This is a genomic window from Pandoraea norimbergensis, from assembly GCF_001465545.3.
GTDB classification, from domain to species: Bacteria; Pseudomonadota; Gammaproteobacteria; order Burkholderiales; family Burkholderiaceae; genus Pandoraea; species Pandoraea norimbergensis.
Window position 1 is genome coordinate 4948975 of the sequence record NZ_CP013480.3, and the last position, 21835, is coordinate 4970809.

At 64.1% G+C, this 21835-nt stretch carries 21 protein-coding genes; 11 read left to right on the forward strand and 10 right to left on the reverse strand.

Features of this window, described 5'->3' with window-relative positions; genetic code table 11:
* Nucleotides 1-110: 110 nt before the first annotated feature.
* Both AT302_RS21530 and AT302_RS21535 read left to right on the forward strand, forming a co-directional pair.
* Complete coding sequence (locus AT302_RS21530) at nt 111-1073, forward strand: LysR family transcriptional regulator (protein WP_058379837.1); 963 nt, start codon at nt 111-113, stop codon at nt 1071-1073.
* A gap of 135 nt (nt 1074-1208) precedes the next feature.
* Entirely contained in the window at nt 1209-2423 is a 1215-nt protein-coding gene (locus AT302_RS21535) for an autotransporter strand-loop-strand O-heptosyltransferase (RefSeq protein ID WP_058375768.1), read from the forward strand.
* A gap of 9 nt (nt 2424-2432) precedes the next feature.
* On the opposite strand, the gene AT302_RS21540 is transcribed toward AT302_RS21535, so the two are convergent.
* Together AT302_RS21540 and AT302_RS21545 are read right to left on the reverse strand one after the other, a co-directional pair.
* Entirely contained in the window at nt 2433-2774 is a 342-nt protein-coding gene (locus tag AT302_RS21540) for a helix-turn-helix domain-containing protein (protein WP_058379838.1), read from the reverse strand.
* A 65-nt stretch (nt 2775-2839) separates the two neighbouring features.
* Nucleotides 2840-3865 carry a transporter gene (locus tag AT302_RS21545; protein WP_058375769.1) on the reverse strand — a complete coding sequence of 342 codons (1026 nt, stop codon included), beginning with the start codon at nt 3863-3865 and terminating at the stop codon, nt 2840-2842.
* Nucleotides 3866-4236: 371 nt separating this feature from the next.
* On the opposite strand from AT302_RS21545, the gene ppk2 reads away from it, so the two are divergent.
* Nucleotides 4237-5157 (forward strand): polyphosphate kinase 2, encoded by a 921-nt coding sequence (gene ppk2, locus AT302_RS21550; protein WP_058375770.1) that lies wholly within the window; start codon nt 4237-4239, stop codon nt 5155-5157.
* A gap of 98 nt (nt 5158-5255) precedes the next feature.
* Here ppk2 and AT302_RS21555 read toward each other — a convergent pair whose 3' ends face one another.
* The 3 genes from AT302_RS21555 to AT302_RS27735 are packed head-to-tail and all read right to left on the reverse strand — an operon-like array spanning nt 5256 to nt 7804.
* Nucleotides 5256-6677: an ATP-binding protein gene (locus AT302_RS21555; protein ID WP_058375771.1), complete on the reverse strand. Its 1422-nt coding sequence runs from the start codon at nt 6675-6677 to the stop codon at nt 5256-5258.
* The gene (locus AT302_RS21560; RefSeq protein WP_084656381.1) at nt 6674-7528 is read right to left on the reverse strand and encodes a response regulator; all 855 of its coding nucleotides are present in this window, start codon (nt 7526-7528) and stop codon (nt 6674-6676) included. The genes AT302_RS21555 and AT302_RS21560 overlap by 4 nt, the downstream gene beginning before the upstream one ends.
* 18 nt (nt 7529-7546) lie before the next feature.
* Nucleotides 7547-7804, reverse strand: a complete 258-nt coding sequence (locus AT302_RS27735; protein WP_157125847.1) for a hypothetical protein — start codon at nt 7802-7804, stop codon at nt 7547-7549.
* Between the two features lie 330 nt (nt 7805-8134).
* On the opposite strand from AT302_RS27735, the gene AT302_RS21565 reads away from it, so the two are divergent.
* The 4 genes from AT302_RS21565 to AT302_RS21580 all read left to right on the forward strand — a co-directional run bounded on the left by AT302_RS21565 (nt 8135) and on the right by AT302_RS21580 (nt 13782).
* Nucleotides 8135-8716, forward strand: coding sequence for a hypothetical protein (locus AT302_RS21565; RefSeq protein WP_174554618.1), 582 nt, complete (start codon nt 8135-8137; stop codon nt 8714-8716).
* A gap of 163 nt (nt 8717-8879) precedes the next feature.
* Complete coding sequence (gene macA, locus AT302_RS21570; RefSeq protein WP_058375773.1) at nt 8880-10037, forward strand: macrolide transporter subunit MacA; 1158 nt, start codon at nt 8880-8882, stop codon at nt 10035-10037.
* Nucleotides 10038-10081: 44 nt separating this feature from the next.
* Nucleotides 10082-12196 (forward strand): MacB family efflux pump subunit, encoded by a 2115-nt coding sequence (locus AT302_RS21575; RefSeq protein WP_058379839.1) that lies wholly within the window; start codon nt 10082-10084, stop codon nt 12194-12196.
* 104 nt (nt 12197-12300) lie between these two features.
* On the forward strand, nt 12301-13782 hold the full coding sequence (locus tag AT302_RS21580; protein WP_058375774.1) for an efflux transporter outer membrane subunit: 1482 nt from the start codon (nt 12301-12303) through the stop codon (nt 13780-13782).
* Nucleotides 13783-13851: 69 nt separating this feature from the next.
* Here AT302_RS21580 and AT302_RS21585 read toward each other — a convergent pair whose 3' ends face one another.
* Both AT302_RS21585 and AT302_RS21590 read right to left on the reverse strand, forming a co-directional pair.
* A complete protein-coding gene (locus AT302_RS21585) occupies nt 13852-14391 on the reverse strand; it encodes a phospholipase D family nuclease (protein WP_058375775.1) in 540 nt (179 codons plus the stop codon).
* Entirely contained in the window at nt 14388-15383 is a 996-nt protein-coding gene (locus AT302_RS21590; RefSeq protein ID WP_322788717.1) for a Rossmann-fold NAD(P)-binding domain-containing protein, read from the reverse strand. The genes AT302_RS21585 and AT302_RS21590 overlap by 4 nt, the downstream gene beginning before the upstream one ends.
* An 81-nt stretch (nt 15384-15464) precedes the next feature.
* Between AT302_RS21590 and AT302_RS21595 the strand changes: the two genes are divergently transcribed.
* The 4 genes from AT302_RS21595 to AT302_RS21610 all read left to right on the forward strand — a co-directional run bounded on the left by AT302_RS21595 (nt 15465) and on the right by AT302_RS21610 (nt 19061).
* Entirely contained in the window at nt 15465-16499 is a 1035-nt protein-coding gene (locus AT302_RS21595; RefSeq protein ID WP_058375777.1) for a CDP-6-deoxy-delta-3,4-glucoseen reductase, read from the forward strand.
* A gap of 282 nt (nt 16500-16781) precedes the next feature.
* A complete protein-coding gene (locus AT302_RS21600; protein ID WP_084656383.1) occupies nt 16782-18050 on the forward strand; it encodes an acetylornithine transaminase in 1269 nt (422 codons plus the stop codon).
* A 43-nt stretch (nt 18051-18093) separates the two neighbouring features.
* Entirely contained in the window at nt 18094-18591 is a 498-nt protein-coding gene (locus tag AT302_RS21605) for a GNAT family N-acetyltransferase (protein WP_084656384.1), read from the forward strand.
* Nucleotides 18591-19061, forward strand: a complete 471-nt coding sequence (locus tag AT302_RS21610) for a GNAT family acetyltransferase (protein WP_058379842.1) — start codon at nt 18591-18593, stop codon at nt 19059-19061. Before AT302_RS21605 ends, AT302_RS21610 begins: the two co-directional genes overlap by 1 nt.
* A 120-nt stretch (nt 19062-19181) precedes the next feature.
* Here AT302_RS21610 and AT302_RS21615 read toward each other — a convergent pair whose 3' ends face one another.
* From AT302_RS21615 to AT302_RS21625, 3 genes are read right to left on the reverse strand one after another with little or no spacing between them, the layout of a single operon-like run.
* Nucleotides 19182-19895: an ABC transporter ATP-binding protein gene (locus AT302_RS21615; protein ID WP_058375778.1), complete on the reverse strand. Its 714-nt coding sequence runs from the start codon at nt 19893-19895 to the stop codon at nt 19182-19184.
* Nucleotides 19895-20668, reverse strand: a complete 774-nt coding sequence (locus tag AT302_RS21620) for an ABC transporter ATP-binding protein (protein WP_058375779.1) — start codon at nt 20666-20668, stop codon at nt 19895-19897. Before AT302_RS21620 ends, AT302_RS21615 begins: the two co-directional genes overlap by 1 nt.
* 21 nt (nt 20669-20689) lie before the next feature.
* On the reverse strand, nt 20690-21826 hold the full coding sequence (locus tag AT302_RS21625; RefSeq protein ID WP_237171988.1) for an ABC transporter permease subunit: 1137 nt from the start codon (nt 21824-21826) through the stop codon (nt 20690-20692).
* Between the last annotated feature and the right edge of the window lie 9 nt (nt 21827-21835).

Consider the following 21835-nt stretch of genomic DNA (forward strand, 5'->3'; position numbering starts at 1 on the left):
GGGCCATCATATTTTCGTTATGAGCGTACTTTCCCTGCTACGCCGGGGATGCCGTGGATATCCGGACGGCGGGGCGCTCGCAGGATTCGGGGATTCAGGGGGTAGGAGTGGTGCCTTTCGATACGGGCGAGGTGGTGCGGCGTCTGACGACGCGGCTCAAGATGCGCCATCTGGTGCTGTTGTTGCAGATTCAGCAGCATGGCTCGCTCACGCGCGTGGCGGAGCACATGGCGACGAGCCAGCCGGCCGTGACCAGCGCGCTCGCCGAGCTGGAAAGCATGCTCGGCGGCCCGCTGTTCGACCGCACCCCACGCGGCATGACGCCCACGCCGTTGGGCGAAGTGGTGCTCGCGCGGGCGCAGGCGATGGTCCACGATCTGGACCACCTGACGCGCGACATCGAAGCCGTGATGGCTGGCCATGCCGCACGCCTGCATGTGGGCGTGATTCCCTATATTTCGGGCAAGACGCTCGCTGCCGCGATTCAGCAAACGCTCGCGCAGATGCCGCAACGGCTCACCGTCACGCTGCACGAAGGCACGAGCGAAGCGCTCATGGCGCAGTTGCGCGATCACACGCTGGACGTGGTGATCGGGCGCGCCGCCGCCAGTGTCGATCTGACGCAGGTGCAATTCGAGGTGCTGATGCACCAAATGCCCCGCGTCGTGGCCAGCCGCCGGTTGGCCGCGCGGCTGGGGCGCAGCGCCCCGGTTTGGGCACAACTCGCCGAGCTGGATTGGGTCATGGGCGCCCCCAATACGCCGATGCGCGATCAATTGGCCGACTTGTTCCTGCATGCCGGGGTGGTGCCGCCCGTGCCTGTCGTAGAGAGCTTTTCGTCCCGCCTGACGGGTGAACTGCTCGCCAGCAGCGAGCGCGCCGTGTCGCTGTTGCCGGCCGACATCGCCGAGGAACTGGTACGTGTTGCAGGCGTGGCCGTGGTGCCGTGGTCGCTCACGTGGACGTTGCCGCCCGTGGCGATGTTCACCCGCCGCGAAAACCCGCGCGAGACCCATCAACGCTTTACGCAGGCGTTGCGGGCCCAGTATCAGGCGATGACGGGATCGGTGTGAACGTGGTTCAGCGGTAGCCGGGGTAAGGCGTGGAAAGGGTTTTCCGTCGGAAAACCCGGCAAATTCGCGAAATAACCGCCTTTTGGCACGTTTGTTCGTCGATTGCGATTCGACCGTCAGCCGTAAGGTAACGGCATGAATGATGCCGCCCCCTTCGCCCAGTCGCCTCACCAGATTTTTCTCGCCCCCGCGCTGCTGCCGACGCAAGTCGGTCCGGCAGGGTTGCGTTTCGACTTCAACGACGGCGCACGGGTCGTCATCCCCGATTTCGGACAACCGTTGCCGTGGCGCGTGCGCCTCTTCGACACGCGCGACGATGCCACGCTCATCGAAACCGAGTTGTCTTCGGGGGTCGTGCGCAGCCCGGCGAAGTACTTCGTGCCGTACGGCATCACGATCTGGCTCAATAACGTCGTCGTGTTCGAACATCGCTACGACGCCCGCGATCAGGACGTGCTCGTCCAGTTCGCGGTGGCCGCCCTCGGCGATGTGCTCGGTTGGCTGCCCTATGCGCTGCGCTTCGCGCGGGAACATGGTTGCCGTCTCGCGTGTGTGGTGACACCCGCCGTCGCTTCGCTGTTTCGCGACACGTATCCCGAGGTGGATTTCGTGGCGCAAGAGAACGTCGAGCGCCGCAAGTATTACGCGACCTACAACATCGGACTCTTCTTCGACGACGACGCCCTGACGCAGCAACCGCGCGACTTTCGCGAGACGGGGCTGCATCGGACGGCGGCACATATTCTCGGTGTGGACGAAGCGGAAGCGCCTGCACGGCTAGGCCTGCCGGATACGTCGCCTCCGTTGGCGGCGCCGTACGTGTGCATCGCCGTGCAGAGTACGGCGCAGTGCAAATACTGGAATCGTCCGGACGGCTGGGAGACGGTGGTCGCGGGCTTACGCGCGCGTGGGCTTCGCGTGATCTGCATCGATCAGAAGCCTCGTCATGGCAAGGGCGACTTCTGGCAGACCATTCCCGAGGGTGCGGAAGATGCGACGGGCGATCTGCCGCTCACGGAGCGCGCACGGTGGCTGATGCATGCAAGCGCCTTCATCGGGCTGTCGAGCGGCTTGTCGTGGCTGGCATGGACGGCAGGCACGCCAACGGTGCTGGTGTCCGGTTTCACGCTGCCGCACAACGAGTTCGCTACGCCCTATCGCGTGATGCCAGAGAACGCTTGCACCGGCTGCTGGCACGACCCCGCACTGCGCTATCGGCACGACGACTTCCACTGGTGCCCACGCCACCACGGTACATCACGTGCCTTCGAATGCACTCGCGAGATCACGCCGGAACAGGTGCTGGCGGCGGTGGATCGGATACCGGGGATTACGGTGAATGGGGTGTGACTTTGTAGATCAGAAATCGAGTGCTTCGAGATCGGCACTCGTCAGATTGCGCACCCGCCGGGTTTGCTCCCGCAGTTTCAATGCAGCCAATGCGGGGTCCGATTCAGCGTATAGATCCTGGAGTGTTGCGCCGGGGGCAACGGCGTCCAGATAGCGCAGTATTTGCCCGAACGCGAGACCCGGGTCACCGTGCTCAATGCGATAGATGGTGTTGCGCGAAAGTCCCGCACACGCCGCTACATCGGTCTGCTTGAACTGACGCGCCGTGCGCAACCGGGCAAGGAGTTGGCCCAGACGCGTGGCTTCGGCCTGCAATGCCGAGGATATCGATTTACTTTGGGATATTTTCATGATCGTGAAATCGGGCGTTAAAGCGCTAATGTTTGATTTTACGATCATGCGGATTTACGTAGATATCACTCCGGCCGGCGCCGGAATGCCCACCAGCCGGCGGTCGCCGTGCCGGTCGCCACGATGGCGACGAGTACCCAGAACCCATGCGGATGCTCGGCAAGCGGGATACCGCCCACGTTCATCCCGAAAAAACCCGCCACGATGTTGATCGGCAACGCCAGCACCGTCACTACCGTCAGCGTGTAAATCGTGCGGTCCGTGCGCTCGCTGACCATCGCCGCAATTTCTTCCTGCAACAACTTGATGCGCTCGAGCAGCGCCGACAAGTCGTTGAGCACCACCGCAAACTCTTCTGTTGCCTGACGGAATTCCTGCACGTCTTCGGCATGCCCCCACACGGGCGGGCGGCTCAGCAGCCGGAAGAGCGCCGCCGGCTCCGGCGCCAGCAAGCGTTGCAGCCGCACCAGCACCCGCCGCAGCGAACCCAGATCGGCGCGGTTACTCTCGATACGCTGCTGCAACAGCCGGTCTTCCACGGTATCCACGCGGCGGCTGGTCTCGCGCACGATGCGCTCCAGTACGTCCGCCTGATCGCGCAGCAAGTGCACCAGCAACGCCAGCGGCGAGCGAAACGCCTCGCCACGTTTGACCGACGCGCGCAGCTTGTCGATCGATCGCAACGGTTTGACCCGCCCGGTCACCAGCAGCCGTGCATTGGCCGCCACCCGCAACGTGGAAATCTCGGACTGCGCGATGTCGAACGCGAAGATCACGTCGTTGATCACCGCCAGCAACCAGTCGTCGGAATGCTCGATGCGCGTGGAGCGCGACCCTTCGGTCAGGGCGTCAAAGAACTCGTCGGGCAGGCTCATGTGCTGTTGCAGCCACTTCTCGCACGCCGCGTGCGCGAAGTTGAAATGCAGCCACAGGAACCCGTCGGCGTGCTCGCCTCGGGCGAGCTTCGCCAGCCACGCCAGCGCCTCGCCGGAATCGACCGGCTCAGGCGATGCGCCCTCGGTGAAGTGATAGCCGTAGATCAATCCCGCCTGATCGCAGCCATAAGCATGATGAGCAAGGTCGGCAAACATGCGCACTGTCGGAGCCAAACGTGGGAAAGCCGGTAACGTTGTGACGGCCGGTAAAGCTCGACGCGTCGGGAAAGCCGCGCCAGAATGTGGCGGGACCGATCATCATGACAATGTCATATGTCTTTTATGTGACAGTCACAAAACCGTTGTGAGCGCGGAGCGCCCCGGTGCGCGGCCCTCGCCAGCGCCATGCGGGTGTCATAGAATCGTCGCATACTCAGTTGCTCAACCGGATCGAGCGTGCATCGTCTGCCAAGGGATCTGCGGTGGCTGTCAAACTCGCGCACCCGGCACCACGCCGCCCGCCGCCTCCTCCACCTCGTTACTCACGTCACGCGGGGTTTTCTCCGCCCCGTACCGAGATCGTCGCCATGACAAAATTCGACTCCGATGCCGACCACGACGCCTCCCTCGCGCGTCGCCTCCAGGATGACCTGATCGATAGCTACGACGAAGAAATCGAGATGGAAATCGACGATCTGCGCCTGCCCGGTCTGAACGATCTGACCGACACCGCGCGCAGCGAACGTCTGCAATATTTCCGCGAGCTCTTCCGTCTGCAAGGCGAACTCGTCAAGCTGCAAGACTGGGTGATTCGCAGCCGTCACCGCCTCGTGGTGATCTTCGAAGGCCGCGATGCCGCCGGCAAAGGCGGCGCCATCAAGCGCATTACGCAACGCCTGAACCCGCGTGTGTGCCGCGTCGCCGCCCTGCCGGCACCTAACGACCGCGAACGCACACAATGGTATTTCCAGCGCTACGTGCAGCACCTGCCCGCTGCCGGCGAAATGGTGCTATTCGACCGTAGCTGGTACAACCGCGCAGGCGTCGAGCACGTGATGGGCTTCTGCACGGATGACGAGTACGAAGAGTTTTTCCGCTCGGTGCCCGAGTTCGAGAAGATGCTCGTGCGCAGCGGCGTGCAGATCGTCAAATACTGGTTCTCGATTTCGGACGAAGAGCAGGAAGCACGCTTTCTCGCCCGCATTCAAGACCCGCTCAAGCAGTGGAAGCTCAGCCCGATGGATCTGGAAAGCCGTCGCCGCTGGGAGAGCTATACGCGCGCGAAAGAAGTCATGCTGGAGCGCACCCATATCCCCGAAGCGCCGTGGTGGGTGGTGCAGGCCGACGACAAGAAACGCGCTCGCCTGAACTGCATTCACCACCTGCTCGCACAAGTGCCCTATCACGACGTGGAACGCACGCCCGTGCTGCTGCCCGAGCGCGCCCGCAGCGAAGACTACATGCGCCACCCGGTGCCCGACACGATGATCGTGCCGGAGATTTATTGAGAATTATCGGGAGATAAGGTTGGCGCGCAACGCGCCAACCGGCTGCGGCCGTGTGACACAGACTCACTACGGCCGCAGTCGAAAATACAGTCGAGAAATTAATGCGAAGTCAGCGGTGCCGGCGCATGAGTGACCGGCAAGCACAGCGTGACGCGCAAGCCGCCATCCGGTGACGTTGCCAGCCGCACCGAGCCGCCCAGTCCTTCGACCAGACGCCCCACTAACGACAAGCCGAGGCCGCAATGGCCCTCGCCGCCACGCGAAGCATCGAGCCGCACGAACGGCCGCATCGCCAGCGCCACCTGATCTTCCGGAATCCCCCCGCCGCAGTCGGTCACTTCGATGTAGCCGACGTCGCCCTCGCGCCACGTCGCCAGCCGCACCGGCGGCTCGCCGTGCTCCAGCGCGTTGTCGACAAGATTCGACATCACGCGATCGAGCAACGTGCGCGGCAACTTGAAATCGGAACCCGCGCGCAGGTCGCAGGTGAACAACGCTTGATCAGGACACGACGTGCCCGCCACACCGCTCACCTCTGCGCCGCCACCAGTCCTTTCACTACCTTCGGCATCGGCATAGGCAAGCGCTTCGACGACCATGTCCGTGGTCATCAGCGCCGGGACGGCGGTGTCACACGCGTCTTCGGCCGGGAATTGCTCGCGCAGAAACGCGTCGACGCCGACGAGCGGACTCGTATCGGCCTCGTCGCGGGCATAGGCAAGAAACTGCTGAACGATGTGGTTGATGGAGGCGATATCGCGCACGAAGCCATCGCGCGAGCCTTCGTTATCGATCAGATCGGCGCGCAGACGCAGACGCGTGAGCGGCGACTTCAGATCGTGCGCAATCCCGGCGAGCATGATCGCCTGATTGTCTTCCGCCTCAGCCAAACGCTTGGCCATGTCGTTAAACGCGTGCGCCAGGTCGCGCAATTCGTGCGGCCCTTGTTCGGGCAACAGCGCCGGGCGGCGTCCCCGGGCGATCACCCGTGCGGCTTGTGCCACGCGCGCAATAGGACGCTGCATCTGCCAAGCCATCAGCAATGCCAGCAACACCGCCCCAATCAGAATGCCGACCGTCTCGCGCACGAAGGGCGGCATCGGCGGCAAATCGAGCGGGATGACGATCCATTGATCGTGGTTCGGCAGCAAGACCCACAAGCTGCTGCGCTTCGGCTCTTCACGCACATGCAATTGCGTGCCGGGGGGCAGCTTCGAGAGCAGTTCGTTGCGCAGATGCGAAGCGCGTCCGTCTTCCGACGGATCGGCAAACACCGGGACCTGCGCCACCGGCACGCGCCGCAACCCGCGCGGCGGTGCGAGGCTGCCCGGATCGACGGCGCGCTGATCGACGCTCTGGATGGCGATGAGCAAGCCGCGCGCGAAGCCGTCCACTTGCTGGCGGGGCCGCTGGTAGAACACCAGCGCGCTCCACACGATATGCATCACCAGCAAGACGCCGATACCCAGCAATGCCATGCGCCCGAACAGCGTGTCGCGCAGCCGCCAACGCAATTTCACGCCATCGACTCCCGCCAGCCACGCACCGCACGCTTGGCCACCGGCGCCACTGCCGCAACCGCAGCCACCGGCGACACCGCAAGCGCGCGGCCATCGTCAGCGCCACCGGCGTCATGCTCGCGCGCGTCCGAGGTCGCATCGGCCGACAACTCGCCGCCGGGCACAAACACGTAGCCTTTGCCGCGAATCGTCTGGATATAGCGCGGCTCGGACGGATCGGTTTCGATCAGGCGGCGCAGACGCCACACCGGCACGTCGAGGCTGCGATCGCGGAACGAGATGCCGTCGCCGTACAGCATGGCGTGCAGCTTCACACGCGGCAGCACTTGCATAGGATGTTGCGTGAACGCCTTGAGCATCGCGAACTCAGTGTCGCGCAGCGGCAGACGCTCGCCCTCGCGCTGCAAGGTACGCAGCGTGAAATCGAGTTCGAACGGACCGAACCGGTACGGCGCGCGCGCGTCGGGCGCACTGGCCGCCACCGGGCCGCGCCGGCGCAAGACCGCGTGAATGCGCGCGAGCAATTCGCGCGGATCGAACGGCTTGGCAAGGTAATCGTCGGCGCCCAATTCCAGACCGAGCGCCCGATCGAGCGGACCGCCACGTGCCGAGAGCATGATCACGGGAATATCTTCCCCGGCCGCGCGCAAGTCCTGCAAGGCACGCAGGCCATCACGCTCGGGCATCATGATGTCGAGCAGAATCACCGACGGACGCTCAAGTTCGAGCCGGCGCAGCAACGACGCGCCGTTGTGAAGCACCGAGACCTGCATACCGTTGGCATGCAACAGCTCACGCAGCAGGTCGCGCACGACGGGATCGTCGTCGACCAGAAGAACATGCAGACTCATGAAGGAATTCTCGCTAATTTAGGCTCGGCCCAGCTCACGCAGGGAGGCCGAACTCTGGACTGCCGCTACGGCAGGGTCTTGCGCGGTTTGCTGTACCGACTGCACCGGCTCGGAGGCAGCGGATTCGCGCACCCCGGAGAGCGATCGCAGCGCATTCGTAAAACGGTCGGGCGATGACGAAGCGCGGCGTGTGCCGACGGTAGCGGCGGTGCCCTGCCCCGGCAAACGCCAGGCCCGATGTAGCGCCGCACCCGGCGCGCCAATGCCTGAGGACATGGTTTGTGCTCCCACGGTGTCGAGATACGCTGAAGTTTGCGCGCCCGTCCAGCCACCCGTTGGCCGAAGCATCCAATAAAATGGCATCCAATCCTTATTTCAGAAAGGATTGGTAAGGCAGCCTGATGCGCAGCCCAGCCGTTCGCAAACGCCACCCGGTCAAAAAATGTAGATTTGAGCGACGTTGCGAGCGATAGCGCGAAATTATAGTCATCTTGGCGCATGCACGCTGGTTTCACGTGTTGCAGCATTCACCCCGTATGTCTCGTGGGAGGTCGTATGCGCTGTCCAATCTTCACATTGTGCAAACGCGCGGCCACGGCGCTCGCCTTGGGGATTGCCGTCGCCGCGACGGCCAGCGCCGCCCCAGTGGCCTTGCCGGGTGCGGCTTCCGGCGCTGCGACAGACCCATCGGCCGCGAGCGCCCGTGACGATCTGCGCAATTTCGGCAGCGATCCGTTTCTCCACATTTCCTCGGCGGTGGCCGACTGTCCGGTGCCATTAGGCCCATTTATGCGCGAGTCCGACTGGATAGCCGACGCCCATCACCGCATCGAGAAAGGCAATCACTGCTGGTTCGAGGGTCGCTGCCGGCTCTCCAACAGCTATCGCTACGATGTCGAGGTTGCCGAGAGCGCGCAGCGAAGGCTTGCTTCCATCGCCGCCGACATCCCGTGGAAAACGCAGACCTCGCTCTGGCTCACCTTCCAGCGGCGCATCATCGTCATGCAGGGCTGCATGGCACCGGGTTTTCCGCTCGCCAAACTCATCAAGGCGCTGGGCCAGACGGCCGATGTCGAGGCCGTGGTCGATCAGGTCGTCATCCGCCGCCCCGGAGCACCGTTGCCCGCGCTGACCTACCCCACACCGGATCACCCGTCGTTGCCCGTCGGAGCACATCCCCTGCCGTGAGGCACACAATCGAACCGAATTCGACTGAAAGCGACATAAATCCACCGCCGGTCAATTCTGTTCACAAAGTTGCAACAACTGAAAACAGTTTGTCTCGGCCCCTTTGATTAGGATCGCCACATGTCTGCACAACGGTGCGGACGCGGTGCTTATTTCCTGATCAATGACGCTCTCACGCAAGTTTCGCCTCACCCGTCGCCGCAAGACCGCCGCGGCTGTCTTTCTCGCGCTGTGTGCCATCGCGGCGTGGCAATGGCCGCACGCGAAACCGCCGGCTTATCTCAGTGCCAAGGTCACGCGTAGCGATCTGGAAGATGCCGTACTCGCCACGGGCGTGCTTCAACCGATCAAGCAAGTAGAAGTCGGCTCGCAGGCCAACGGGCAGTTGCGCTCGCTGAAGGTCGTGCTCGGCGACAAGGTCACCAAGGGACAATTGCTCGCGGAGATCGATCCCACACTCAGCGAGAACGATCTTCGCGAAGTGACCGCCGGTCTCACGACGCTCGCCGCCGACCGGCGCGCCAAGGCGATTCGCCACGCGCAGGCCGAGCGCGAGCTGGCACGCCAGCGGCAGATGGCCCGCGAGGATGCCACGTCACCACGCGACTTTGAAAAGGCCCGCACCGACTACGAGGCGTTGAGCGCAGAACTGGCCGCACTCGACTCGCAAATCAGCCAACAGAACGTCAAGGTCGATAAGGCCCGCACCAACCTGTCGTACACGCGCATCACAGCGCCGATCTCGGGCAGCGTGACGCTGATCAGCACGCAGGAAGGCCAGACCGTCACGGCGATCTATCAAATCCCGACGATTCTCAAGATCGCCGACCTGTCGAAGATGACCGTCAAGGCGCAAGTCTCCGAAGCGGACGTCGTGCGTATTCGCGAAGGGCAACCGGTGTATTTCACGATTCTGGGGGCGCCGCAGACGCGCTACGAAGGCAAGCTGCGCGTGATTCAACCTTCGCCCGAGAAGATCAACAACGCGATTTTCTTCAACGCCCTTTTCGATGTGCCCAACCCGAGCGGTGTGCTGCGCCCCGACATGACGGCGCAAGTCTCGATCGTGCGCGAGCGCATCTCGAACGCACTGACATTCCCGTCGGTCGCGCTCGGCGAACAACGCGCCGATGGCCGTTACAAGGTGCGCGTACTGGACGCCAAAGATCACGCACAACCCCGCTGGGTCAAGGTCGGACTCGACAATCGCCTGATGGCGCAGGCGCTCGACGGGCTCGCCGAAGGCGATCGCGTGGTGACCGCCGATCCGACCGACGCGCCCCCGCCGGGCAGCGGCGACACCGGAGGCGGCCTGCTGTGACGCACGCGCTCCCACCGACCGACGCCATGTTTCCGGCATCCGATATGCCGGACGACGTGCGCGACGGCACGCCCGCCCGCGCCCCGCTGCTGCGCCTGTCGGGCGTGGCGCGCTCGTTTGGCGAGGGTGTCGGTACCGTGACCGTCTTGCGCGACGTCGAACTGGTCATCCAGCGTGGCGAGATGGTGGCCATCATGGGGCCATCGGGCTCCGGCAAATCGACGCTGATGAACGTGCTCGGGTGTCTCGACCGGGCCAGCAGCGGGTGCTATGAAATCGATGGCCGCAATGTGGCCTCGCTCTCCGACGACGACCTCGCCGCGCTGCGCCGCGAGCACTTCGGCTTCATTTTTCAGCGCTATCACCTGATGGGGCACCTCACGGCGCAGGGCAATGTCGAAGTGCCCGCCGTGTATGCCGGGACCACGAAGACCGCGCGTGCGCAACGCTCGGCAGCTTTGCTCGGGCGACTGGGACTCGGCGGACATCTGTCACACCGGCCGTCGCAAATGTCCGGCGGGCAACAGCAACGCGTGAGTATTGCGCGCGCGCTGATGAACGGCGGCGACATCATCCTCGCGGACGAACCGACCGGGGCGCTGGACAGCCGCAGCGGTCTGGAAGTCATGCAGATCCTGTGTGAACTGCACGCACGAGGTCACACGATCATTCTCGTCACGCACGACCCCGGCGTCGCCGCGTGGGCGCAACGCGTCATCGAAATTGCCGATGGCCGCATCGTGCGCGATCGCGTGAACGACACACCGCGCACGGCAGAACTTGCCGCGCTGACGCGTGAACGCACGCAGACGCAAACACAAACACAAACGCCGACAGAGACACAAGAAGACACTCGCGCTGGGCAGATTGATCACATCAGTGCAGCAGAGGCCCCGACGACCGATGACATCGCCATGCAGAAGCCCCGGGCAGTCGAAGTGCGCCGTCGCTGGCTCGCCGGGTGGCCGAAGTTCTCGGAGAGCTTGTCGATGGCGTGGCATGCGCTGGCTTCGCACCGGTTGCGCACGGGGCTCACGATGCTCGGCATCGTCATCGGCATCACGTCGGTGGTCTCGCTCTCCGCCATTGGCGAGGGCACCAAACGCCGCGTGCTCAACGATATCGGCAGCATCGCGCCGAACACGATCACCGTGCTGCGCGGCAGGGACTTCAACGACGACAAGGCCGCCGAGATTCGCACGCTGCTGCCGCGCGACGCCGAACTGCTCGCCGCGCAGCCGTACACCGACAGCGTGTCGCCGCAGGTGAACGCGCGCACGGTACGCGTGCGCTTCGGCCGCATCGATACCGACGCCCAAGTGCATGGCGAAGGCGCGAATTTCCTGCGGGCCAACGGGCTGAAACTCGCGCGCGGGCGTGGCTTCGATACCAGCGAGGTCGAGCGTCAGGCGCAGGTGACCGTGATCGGCGAAAACGCGTTGCGCAAGCTGATGCCGAACGGCGGCGACCCGATCGGTCAGATCGTGCTGGCGGGCTCGTTACCGCTGCGGGTGATCGGTGTGGTGCGCGACCGTTCGTCGATGTTCGTCAGCCGATCGCTCAACCTCTACGTGCCGTGGTCCACCGCCGCGAGCCGTCTCGCGGGTCAGCAGCATCTGGAAGCGATCACCGTGCGCATTCTCGACGGTCATCCGCCGTCAGCGGCGGAAGCGGGCATCGTGCGCGTGCTGACTCGGGCGCACGGCAACAAGGACTTCTTCACGTTCAACATGGACACGGTCGTGAAGTCGATCTCGCGCACCAGTCAGATGCTGACGCTGCTGCTCTCGTTCGTCGCGCTGATTTCGCTCGTCGTAGGCGGCATTGGTGTGGCGAACATCATGCTGGTGTCGGTCACGGAACGCACCCGTGAGATCGGTATTCGCCGTGCTATCGGCGCACGGCGGCAGGACATCCTGCGCCAGTTTCTGATCGAGGCGGTGTTGGTCTGCCTGATGGGCGGTGCCGTCGGCGTGGTGCTGTCGTACGCCATCGGCCAACTCGTCGCGTTTGCGGTGCCGCAGGTGGCCGTCGTGTTCTCCGTCAACACCTTTGCGGCGGCCGTGTTATGCGCCAGTGTCATCGGCGTCGCCAGCGGCTGGTGGCCGTCGCGCAGTGCGGCACGGCTCGACCCGGTCGATGCGCTGGCCCGTGAATGAATTGCCCCCCAACCGTCCCGCTGCGCCCCCCCCCTCAGGCACGGGATGGATTTATACCCCGCGCGCGATTCGGTGTCGCGCGCGGGGGTCTTTTTGACGATTCGATGACCCGCTCCCTGTTACGTTTCCCGACGCCTTCGCCGTCCCGCGCCCGTCTGCCCGTGCTGTCTGTGCTAAGCCTCGCCTTGCTGCTCGCCGGGTGCGGTCTGATGCGTACCGATTACGAACGTCCGGCGCTGCCGGTGCCCGCGCAATACCGCACGCCCCTCGATGGCACCCCATCGACCCGCGCTGCCTCACAGGCCCAAGCGGCGAGTGATACGCCTGCTGAAATCGATCCGTGGTGGCAAGGCTTCGGCGAATCCGGTTTGAACATGCTCGTCACCCGCGCGCTTGCGGGCAACCCGGGGCTGGCGCTCAAATCGCTTCAGGCGGATCGCGACGCGCTTCAGGCCGGGCTGACGGGGGCGAATCGCTGGCCGCAACTCTCTGCCTCGATTGCGGGGGCTAAGTCGCGTTCGCTCGATGGTGGCAACGCGGCCATTGCCGCGATTGGGCAGACGCAAACGACGTCTGGCACCAACGCAAGCATCAGCTATGAAGTGGATTTGTGGAACAAGCTCGCCGCGCAACGCGATGCGGGCAACTGGCAAGCGGCTGCCAGCGCATGGGATCGCCGCGCCGCCGTGCTCACGCTGTCGAGCGACGTCGCGTCGCTGTACTGGCGTCTCGCTTATCTGAACGACAACGTACGCAGCGCGAAGGACGATCTGGCTTCCGCCGACAAGGTCGTGGCGCTGGTCGACGCACGCCGCCGCGCCGGGGCCGTATCGGCGCTCGACCCGGTGCAGGCACAACAGGATCGCGACACCGTTGCTGGCGCATTGGCCGATTGGGAACGTTTGCGCGATCTCGCCCGGCATGCGCTGGCGAATGCACTCGGCGAACCGGCTCAGACACGCTTTAACGAGCGCGAGTCGCTGGCAGACACGACGTTGCCCGAGGTGGCGCCGGGCTTGCCCGCTGAATTGCTCGCGCGTCGCCCCGATCTGGCTGCGGCCGAAACCCGCGTTCGGGCGCGATTAGCCGATGTCGATGCGGCACGTCTGTCGTTTTATCCGTCGCTCACGCTCACGGGGTCGACCAGCACCACCAGCGACTCGCTGTCGCGCTTGCTCGCCAATCCCGTCGGCACGCTCGCCGCGACGATTGCCATGCCGTTCCTGCAAATTCAGACGGCGCGCTTCACGACGGCACTCGCCCGCAATGACTTCGAGCAATCGACGGTCGTGTTTCGCAGCACGCTGCTCACGGCACTCAAGGAAGTAGAAGATGCGCTCTCGACGCGCGAGCGCACGTCGGTACAGTACGAAGCGCTGGCGCGGGCGGCGACACTCGCGCAGCGCGCTTCGGCATTATCGGGTGCGCGTTATCGCGCCGGTGACATCGACTTGCAGACGTGGCTCGATGCACAACGTCTTGCGCGGCAGGCACGCCGGAACGCCGCGCAATCGCGCCTCGATCAGATCGACGCAACGCTCACGCTCATCAAAGCATTGGGGGGATCGGCGAGCGGCGAGGTTTGATCAGGCGCTTAATCGACCCCGTCAGCGGCAACATCGGCGGTAACATCGGCGGCAATGCGCGCGGCAACCTCAACGTGGCGCCGAGGGCGGATAAGGCTCGCCGAGATCCCAACGCGACTGCCAGTGCGCGACGTACTGGCGCGCAATGCCGGGCATATCGCGAATGACGATCACGTTCTCGGAATTGCGCGTCTCGGCGGACGGCGCAAAGTTGAACGAGCCGGTTTCCACCGTATGGCCATCGACGATGATCGTCTTGTCGTGATGGATATTGAAGTGGTCGTTGGTGCGCAGCGCCACGCCCTGCTCCGTCACGAAGTCCATCGCCGCCTTGCTGGCTTTGCCGGTATTGCGCTTCTTGTCGATCACCACACGCACATCCACGCCGCGTTTTTTCGCGTCGACCAGCGCCTGCATGATGTCAGGCGCCTGAAACGAATAGGCGAGCATCTGGATGCTGTGTTTTGCGCTGCCAATGGTCTCCAGCACCAGCGTGCGCGCCGAGCCCTCAGGGGAGAAGCCGACGCGAATATCGGGTTCGGCATAGGCGGCCGATAGCGGCGCAATGCCGATCAGCGCCGCCAACATGAAATTTCGAAATGTCGTCATGTTTCGAGTGTCGCCAGCAGCGCCGCCACGTCGGGATACTTCAGCCGATAGCCGAGCTCGCGCTTCAGACGCGTGTTGTCCAGCCGGCGCGATTCCGACATGAACGACAGCAGCGTCGGCGGCAACTCGCGCACCGCCGCTTCGCGCGAGATGCGCGGCGGGCGGGCCAGACCGAGCGCATCGGCAACACGGTCGAAGTATTCGCCCATGCGCCATTGGGTGTCGTCGCTCGCATGCACCACGCGTTGCGGCTTGCCGCGCCACATTGCCCGGATCAGAATCGCCGCCAGATCGTCCGCATGAATATGGTTGGTGTACACGTCGTCCGATTCGCGCAATGCGGGTGTGCCACGCTCAAGACGCGCCGTCGGCAGCCGCTCGGCGGCGTAGATCCCGGGAATGCGGACGATGGACGCGCGCCAGCGCACCCGGGCCCGCTCCGCCTGCCGCCAACTGGCGCGCACACCCGCAACGCTCGTCGCACTGCCCGGTGAGAGCGTGCGTGGCGGCCCCGCCGCCCACTCGCGGCGCGCATTACGGGCATGCGCGGACGGCCGCCCCAGTGCGCGCAACGTGCGCTCGGCGTCCACACGCCGCTGCCCGCGCGGCGAACGCGCTTGCGGCGTGCGAGTCTCATCCACCCGCGCCCCGCCGCAATCCCCATACACCCCGCTGGTACTGGCGTAGACGAGGATGCGACGCGAAGCGCGTGCGCCCCCCTCGGGTACAATATTGGGCTTCGAGGGCCGCAAAAGTGCGGCCCGCAAACGGCGCGTGCGCAGGTCCTGCGTGCCGCTGCCGGCCACACCGTCAGGCGGGGCCAGATGCAGCACACGCGGCGCCAGATGGGCGATACGGGCGAGACTCGCGCGGTCGTCCAGATTGGCCGCAACGGGCACAGCACCCGCCGCACGCAAGACGGCATGACGCGCATCGCTGGACGTCACGGCGTAGACGCGAAAACGTTTGACGAGGGCCGGCAGTGCACGCATGCCGACATCGCCGCAGCCCACGACCAGAAGGCGTGGGCGACCGAGGGATTTGGACGGATTTTTCATTTTTCGGATTGTAGTATGGCTTACAACGTTACCCTCGTGCCGAGCGGGCGCGAGTTCCAGGTCGAAGACGGCGAGGCACTGCTCTCGGCCGCGCTACGTCAGGGCATCGGCCTGCCCTACGGCTGCAAGAACGGTGGCTGCGGGTCATGCAAGGCGAAGCTCGTCGAGGGCACCGTCGAGCACGGCGCGCACTCGGTGACTGCGCTCACCAAGGACGAGGAAACGCGCGGTTTCGCACTGCTGTGCTGCGCACACGCCAAGAGCGACGTTGTCGTCGAGAGCCGCGAAGTCAAGGGCATCGGCGACATCCCGGTCAAACGCCTGCCGTGCCGCGTGAATGCACTGACGCGCGTCGCCGACGACGTCATCGTCATGCGCCTGCAACTGCCCGCGAACGAGCGCTTTCAGTACCTCGCCGGCCAGTACATCGAATTCATCCTGAAAGACGGCCGCCGCCGCAGCTATTCGATGGCCACCGCGCCGCACGAAGAAGGCTTCATCGATCTGCACCTGCGCCATATGCCCGGCGGCGTGTTCACCGATCACGTCTTCAACACGATGAAGGAGCGCGAGATCCTGCGCTTCGAAGGCCCGCTCGGCACGTTCTTCCTGCGCGAAGATTCCGAGAAGCCCATTGTGCTGCTCGCCTCGGGCACCGGCTTCGCGCCGATCAAGGCCATCGTGGAGCACGCCGTGCACAAGGGCCTGAATCGCCCGATGACGCTGTACTGGGGCGCTCGCCAGTTGAAGGACATCTATCTGCGCGATCTGGTCGAACAATGGACGCGCGAGATTCCCGGCTTCTCGTTCGTGCCGGTACTCTCCGAAGCCGCACCGGAAGACCAGTGGCAAGGCCGCACGGGGTTCGTGCACCGCGCCGTGGTCGAAGACCTGCCGGATCTGTCGGGCTACGAGGTGTACGCCTGCGGTGCGCCGGCCATGGTCGAGTCGGCACGCCGCGACTTCATCGCCCACCACCGCCTGCCGGAAGACGCGTTCTTCGCCGACGCCTTCACCACCGAGGCGGACAACCCGGGGAGCGGCAACTGATCGCCGGGCGCGCGTCATTTGGCGGATAGCGACAGATGCATGAACGCGACAGTTCACGCATTCCCTTTGACAAGCGCCGCATCATCGCCTTATTCTTGCCGACATGAACCTGATTGCCATCGCCTCGATCCGACGTCGCCGTACGCTGCCCCTCCCGGGATGCCGCGCGGCGCGCTATGGACTGCGATAACAAGCGAGTTCTCAAGCACAGCAAAGCCACGGGCACACCCCGTGGCTTTTTTTATTCCTCGTCTCTTTACCTTTCGTCCTTCGGAGACCGTTATGTCGCTTGCTTCCCAATCCGCCGCATCGTCATCGTCAACTTCGTCGACCTCGAAAACTTCGTCTGACGCGAAGTTTGCCGAGTTCGCCACTCACGCGCTGTTGCCGATCACGTCGCGCCCGGATCTCGTGTTCACCCACGGCAAAGGCGCGTGGCTGTATGACCACGACGGCAAGCGATATCTCGATTTCATTCAGGGCTGGGCCGTGAACAGCCTCGGTCACTGCCATCCGGTCATGCGCGATGCACTCGCCACGCAGGCCTCGCAACTGCTGAACCCGAGCCCCGCGTACTACAACCTGCCGATGATTGAGTTGGCCGACCTCCTCGCGCGCCTGTCAGGGCTGGGCAAGGTGTTCTTCGCGAACAGCGGCGCCGAAGCCAACGAAAGCGCCATCAAACTCGCCCGCAAGTGGGGCCAGTTGCATCCGAACCCGGCCGGTGGCGCGCGCTTTGAGATCATCACGTTCAAGAACGGTTTCCACGGCCGCACGATCGCCACGATGTCGGCCAGCGGCAAGCCGGGCTGGGATACGATTTTCGCGCCGCAGGTGCCGGGCTTCCCGAAGGCCGATCTCAACGACATCGCTTCGGTCGAGGCCCTCATCGGCCCCGATACCGTCGCCGTGATGCTGGAGCCGATTCAGGGCGAAGCGGGCGTCGTGCCCGCCACCGAGGCGTTTCTCAAGGAACTGCGCGCGCTCACGAAGGCGCGCGGCCTGCTCCTCATCGTTGACGAAGTGCAGACGGGCTGCGGCCGTACCGGCACGCTCTTCTCGCATCAACAGGCGGGCATCACGCCCGACATCATGACGCTCGGCAAGGGCATCGGCGGCGGCGTGCCGCTGGCCGCGATGCTTTGCGGCGACGAGTTCGCCGTCTTCCAGCCGGGCGATCAGGGCGGCACGTATAACGGCAACCCGCTGATGTGTGCCGTGGGCCTCGCCGTGATGCGCACGGTCAGCGCCCCGGGCTTCCTCGAATTCGTGCGGGCACAGGCCGATTACCTGAGCGCCGGGCTGGAGCATCTGTCGTCGCGCTACGGTGGTCAGGGCGAGCGCGGTGCCGGCCTGCTGCGTGCGCTGCTGCTCGGGCGCGACATCGGTCCGCAACTGGTAGAAGCGGCGCGCGACATGGGGCCGGACGGCCTGCTGCTCAATTCGGCTCGCCCGAACTTGCTGCGCTTCATGCCTGCACTCAACGTGAGCCGCGACGAAATCGATCAGATGCTTTCGATGCTCGACTCGCTGCTCGCCAAGCACGCGTAATACCTGTGGCCACGTTCCCAGATTCTCAGAGGAGAGACCCACGATGAACGACATGAGCCAGGCGCACGCGACGCCACCGGCCGACGCCATCGTCGAAATTTCGCCCGATCCGGCCAGACTGGATATCAGCTTCATTCACAAGGCGCTGTCGACGCAGACGCATTGGGCGAAAGACATTCCGCGTGACACGCTCACGCGCGCGATTTCGCATTCGCTGTGCTTTGGCGCGTATGCCACGCATGTCGAAGGCGGGCCGGTGCGGCAGGTCGGCTTTGCCCGTGTGATTACCGATCGCGCCACGTTCGCTTATCTGGCGGACGTGTTCGTCGATCCGTCGATGCGCGGCCTGGGTATCGGCAAGCGCCTGTGCGAGAACGTGCTCGCGCACCCGGCATTGCAGAACCTGCGGCGCTTTCTGCTCGCCACCACCGATGCGGCGAGTCTTTACGCACGTTATGGCTTCGAGCCGCTGGGCGAGCCCAACAAGATGATGCAGATTCACCGGCCGGATATTTATACCGGCAAGGAGAATGCATCGTGATCGCGCTGGCCACCGACATCCATATCCGCACGTTCGACGACACCGATACCGACGCGGTGATCGCGCTCTGGCGGGAGGCATTTCCCGAGTACAACCGCGCGGACAAGCCGCATCGTGAGCCGCGCCGCTCGATCGCCAATAAGGTCGCGATGCACGACGGCCTGTTCTTCGTCGCCGTGCGCGATCGCAAGATTGTCGGCACCGTGATGGCCGGTTACGACGGGCATCGTGGCTGGGTGTATTCGCTGGCGGTCGCAACATCGCTACGCCGGCGCGGCGTCGCCAGTGCGTTGCTGCGTCATGCAGAAATCGCGCTGACCGAGCGCGGTTGCCTGAAGCTCAACTTGCAGGTGCTCACGCAGTCGCGCGAAGCGCTCGCCTTCTACGCGGCACACGGTTATGCCGCCGATGATGTCGTGAGTCTGGGCAAGCGTCTGCCGCTCTCGGCCGGTGCAGGGGCGTTGCTGTAAATGTTGGAATTGCTAGCGTCGTTGCCATGAAAAAAAGAGCGCCGGAGTTTCCTCCGGCGCTCTTTTCCTTTCGGCAACGCGTCGACGTATGCGTATCGATGCGTGCCGACTCGCGCAGACTTACTCCCCGAGATACGCGGCGCGCACCTTCGGATCGTCGAGCATGTCTTTCGCGTTACCGGTCATGGTGACGAGCCCGCTGTCCATCACATAGCCACGGTTTGCGGCCTGCAACGCGAGCCGTGCGTTCTGCTCGACGAGCAGCACCGTCACGCCTTCACTCGACACCGTACGAACCACTTCGAAGATCTTGTCGACCATGATCGGCGAGAGGCCCATCGACGGCTCGTCGAGCAGCAGCAACTTCGGTTGGCTCATCAGTGCGCGAGCCATCGCAAGCATCTGCTGCTCACCGCCCGAGAGCGTGCCGGCGAGTTGGTCCTTACGCTCCTTCAGACGCGGGAAGATACCGAACATCTTGTCGGTGTCGTTCTTGATCCCGGCCGTGTCGTTGCGCAGATACGCCCCCATCTGCATGTTCTCGAGGATGGTCATGCGCGTGAAGATGCCGCGACCTTCCGGCACCATCGCCAGCCCCTGCTTGAGCAAATCGAACGCCTTCACGCCGCGAATCGACTTGCCCAGATACTCGATATCACCATCGGCCCACGGCAACAGGCCAGTGATGGCCTTCATCGTGGTCGTCTTGCCCGCACCGTTCGCGCCAATTAGCGTGACCAGTTCGCCCGGCTCGATACTCAGGTCGATCCCCTTGACCGCCTTGATCCCGCCGTACGCGACTTTCAGGCCCTTGATCGTCAACATTGCGCTCATCAATGGCCTCCTGCACCGAGATACGCTTCAATCACCGCAGGATTTTTCTGCACATCCTGCGGCAAACCTTCGGCAATCACCTTGCCGTAATCCAGCACCGTCATGCGGTTGCACAAGCCCATCACCAGCTTCACGTCGTGCTCGATGAGCAGAATCGTGCGGCCATCGCTGCGGATCTTGTCGAGCAAGCCGCGCAATTCGATCTTCTCGGTCGCGTTCATGCCAGCGGCCGGCTCGTCGAGCGCGAGCAGCTTCGGGTCGGTGGCAAGCGCACGCGCAATCTCCAGACGGCGCTGGTGGCCGTACGAGAGGTTGGCCGCCGTGTAGTTGGCGTATTTCGCCACACCCACGTACTCGAGCAGCTCCATCGCGCGGTCGCGGATGGCACGCTCTTCGGCCTTCGCCCCCGGATACCGGAGGATGGCGCCGATCACGCCCATCTTCGTACGCACATGGCGCCCGACCATCACGTTCTCGACGACGGTCATGCCGCCGAACAGGCGAATGTTCTGGAACGTGCGGGCAATGCCCGCGCGCGCCACTTCATGCACGGCGGTCGGCTTGTAGGCGCTGCCGTCGAGCGTGAATTCGCCGGAATCAGGCGTGTAGAGCCCGGTGATGACGTTGAAGAAAGTGGTCTTGCCGGCACCGTTCGGGCCGATCAGTCCATAAATTTGCCCCGGCTTGATTTCCAGGCCCACATCGGTGAGGGCCTGAAGACCGCCGAAGCGCTTGTTCACGCCCTTCACGGACAGAAGAATTTGTTCGCTCATAGTCAGATCATCTCCCTCGGCTTACAGAGTCCGTTCTTCCGGACGCGGCGACGGCCACAGGCCGGCCGGACGGTACAGCATGATCAAGATCATGGCCAGACCGTACAGCAGTTGCCGGATCACCTCGGGATCGACGATGACGCTGCCGAACAACTTCATTTGCAACGGGCCCATGGTCGAGCGCAGGATCTCGGGGAACGCCGAGAGCAGCACACCGCCCAGAATCACGCCCGGAATGTGCCCCATACCGCCGAGCACCACCATCGAGAGCACGACGATCGACTCCCAGAAGGTGAACGACTCGGGCGAGACGAAGCCCTGGAACGCCGAGAACATGCCGCCGGCCACACCGCCGAACGACGCGCCCATGGCAAACGCGAGCAGCTTGATGTTGCGCGTGTTGATGCCCATCGCCTTGGCAGCGATTTCGTCTTCACGAATGGCCACCCACGCCCGTCCGATGCGCGAGTGCTGCAATCGCACGCAGATGAACGCGATGACCAGCGCGAGGAACACGAACAGGTAGTAATACATGTACACCGAGCTGACCTGTATCCCGAAGAAGTTGTGCGCCTTCGAAAAATCGAAGCCGAACAACGACGCGGGCTGGATGCCGGTGATCCCCTTCGGGCCGTTGGTGATGTTCACCGGACGGTCGAGGTTGTTCATGAAAATACGGATGATTTCGCCGAAGCCCAACGTCACGATGGCCAGGTAGTCACCCCGCAGACGCAGTGTCGGCGCCCCCAGCAAGATGCCGAATATCGCCGCCACCGCCGCCCCGATCGGTATCGTGAACCATACGGGCACATGCAGCCCGCCGGGGAACAGATGCCCGATCCACTCGAACTGTGTCGTGAGGTGCGGTGAGCTGAGGAAGGCGGTAACGTACGCGCCCACGGCATAGAACGCGATGTAGCCCAAGTCGAGCAGGCCGGCGAAGCCCACCACGATGTTCAGACCCAGCGCGAGCATGATGTAGAGCAGCGCGAAGTCGAGCACGCGCACCCAGTAGTTGCCGCCGGCATAGCCGACGAGCACCGGGGCGAAGATGGCCGCAAGCAGGAAGAAGGCGAGGCCGCGATAGGCCTTGCGTGTGGCGGCGGCCGCCGAAATTTGCGTGGCCGGGCCCGACGAAGTTTGCACAGGTTGATTCATTGTGTTTGT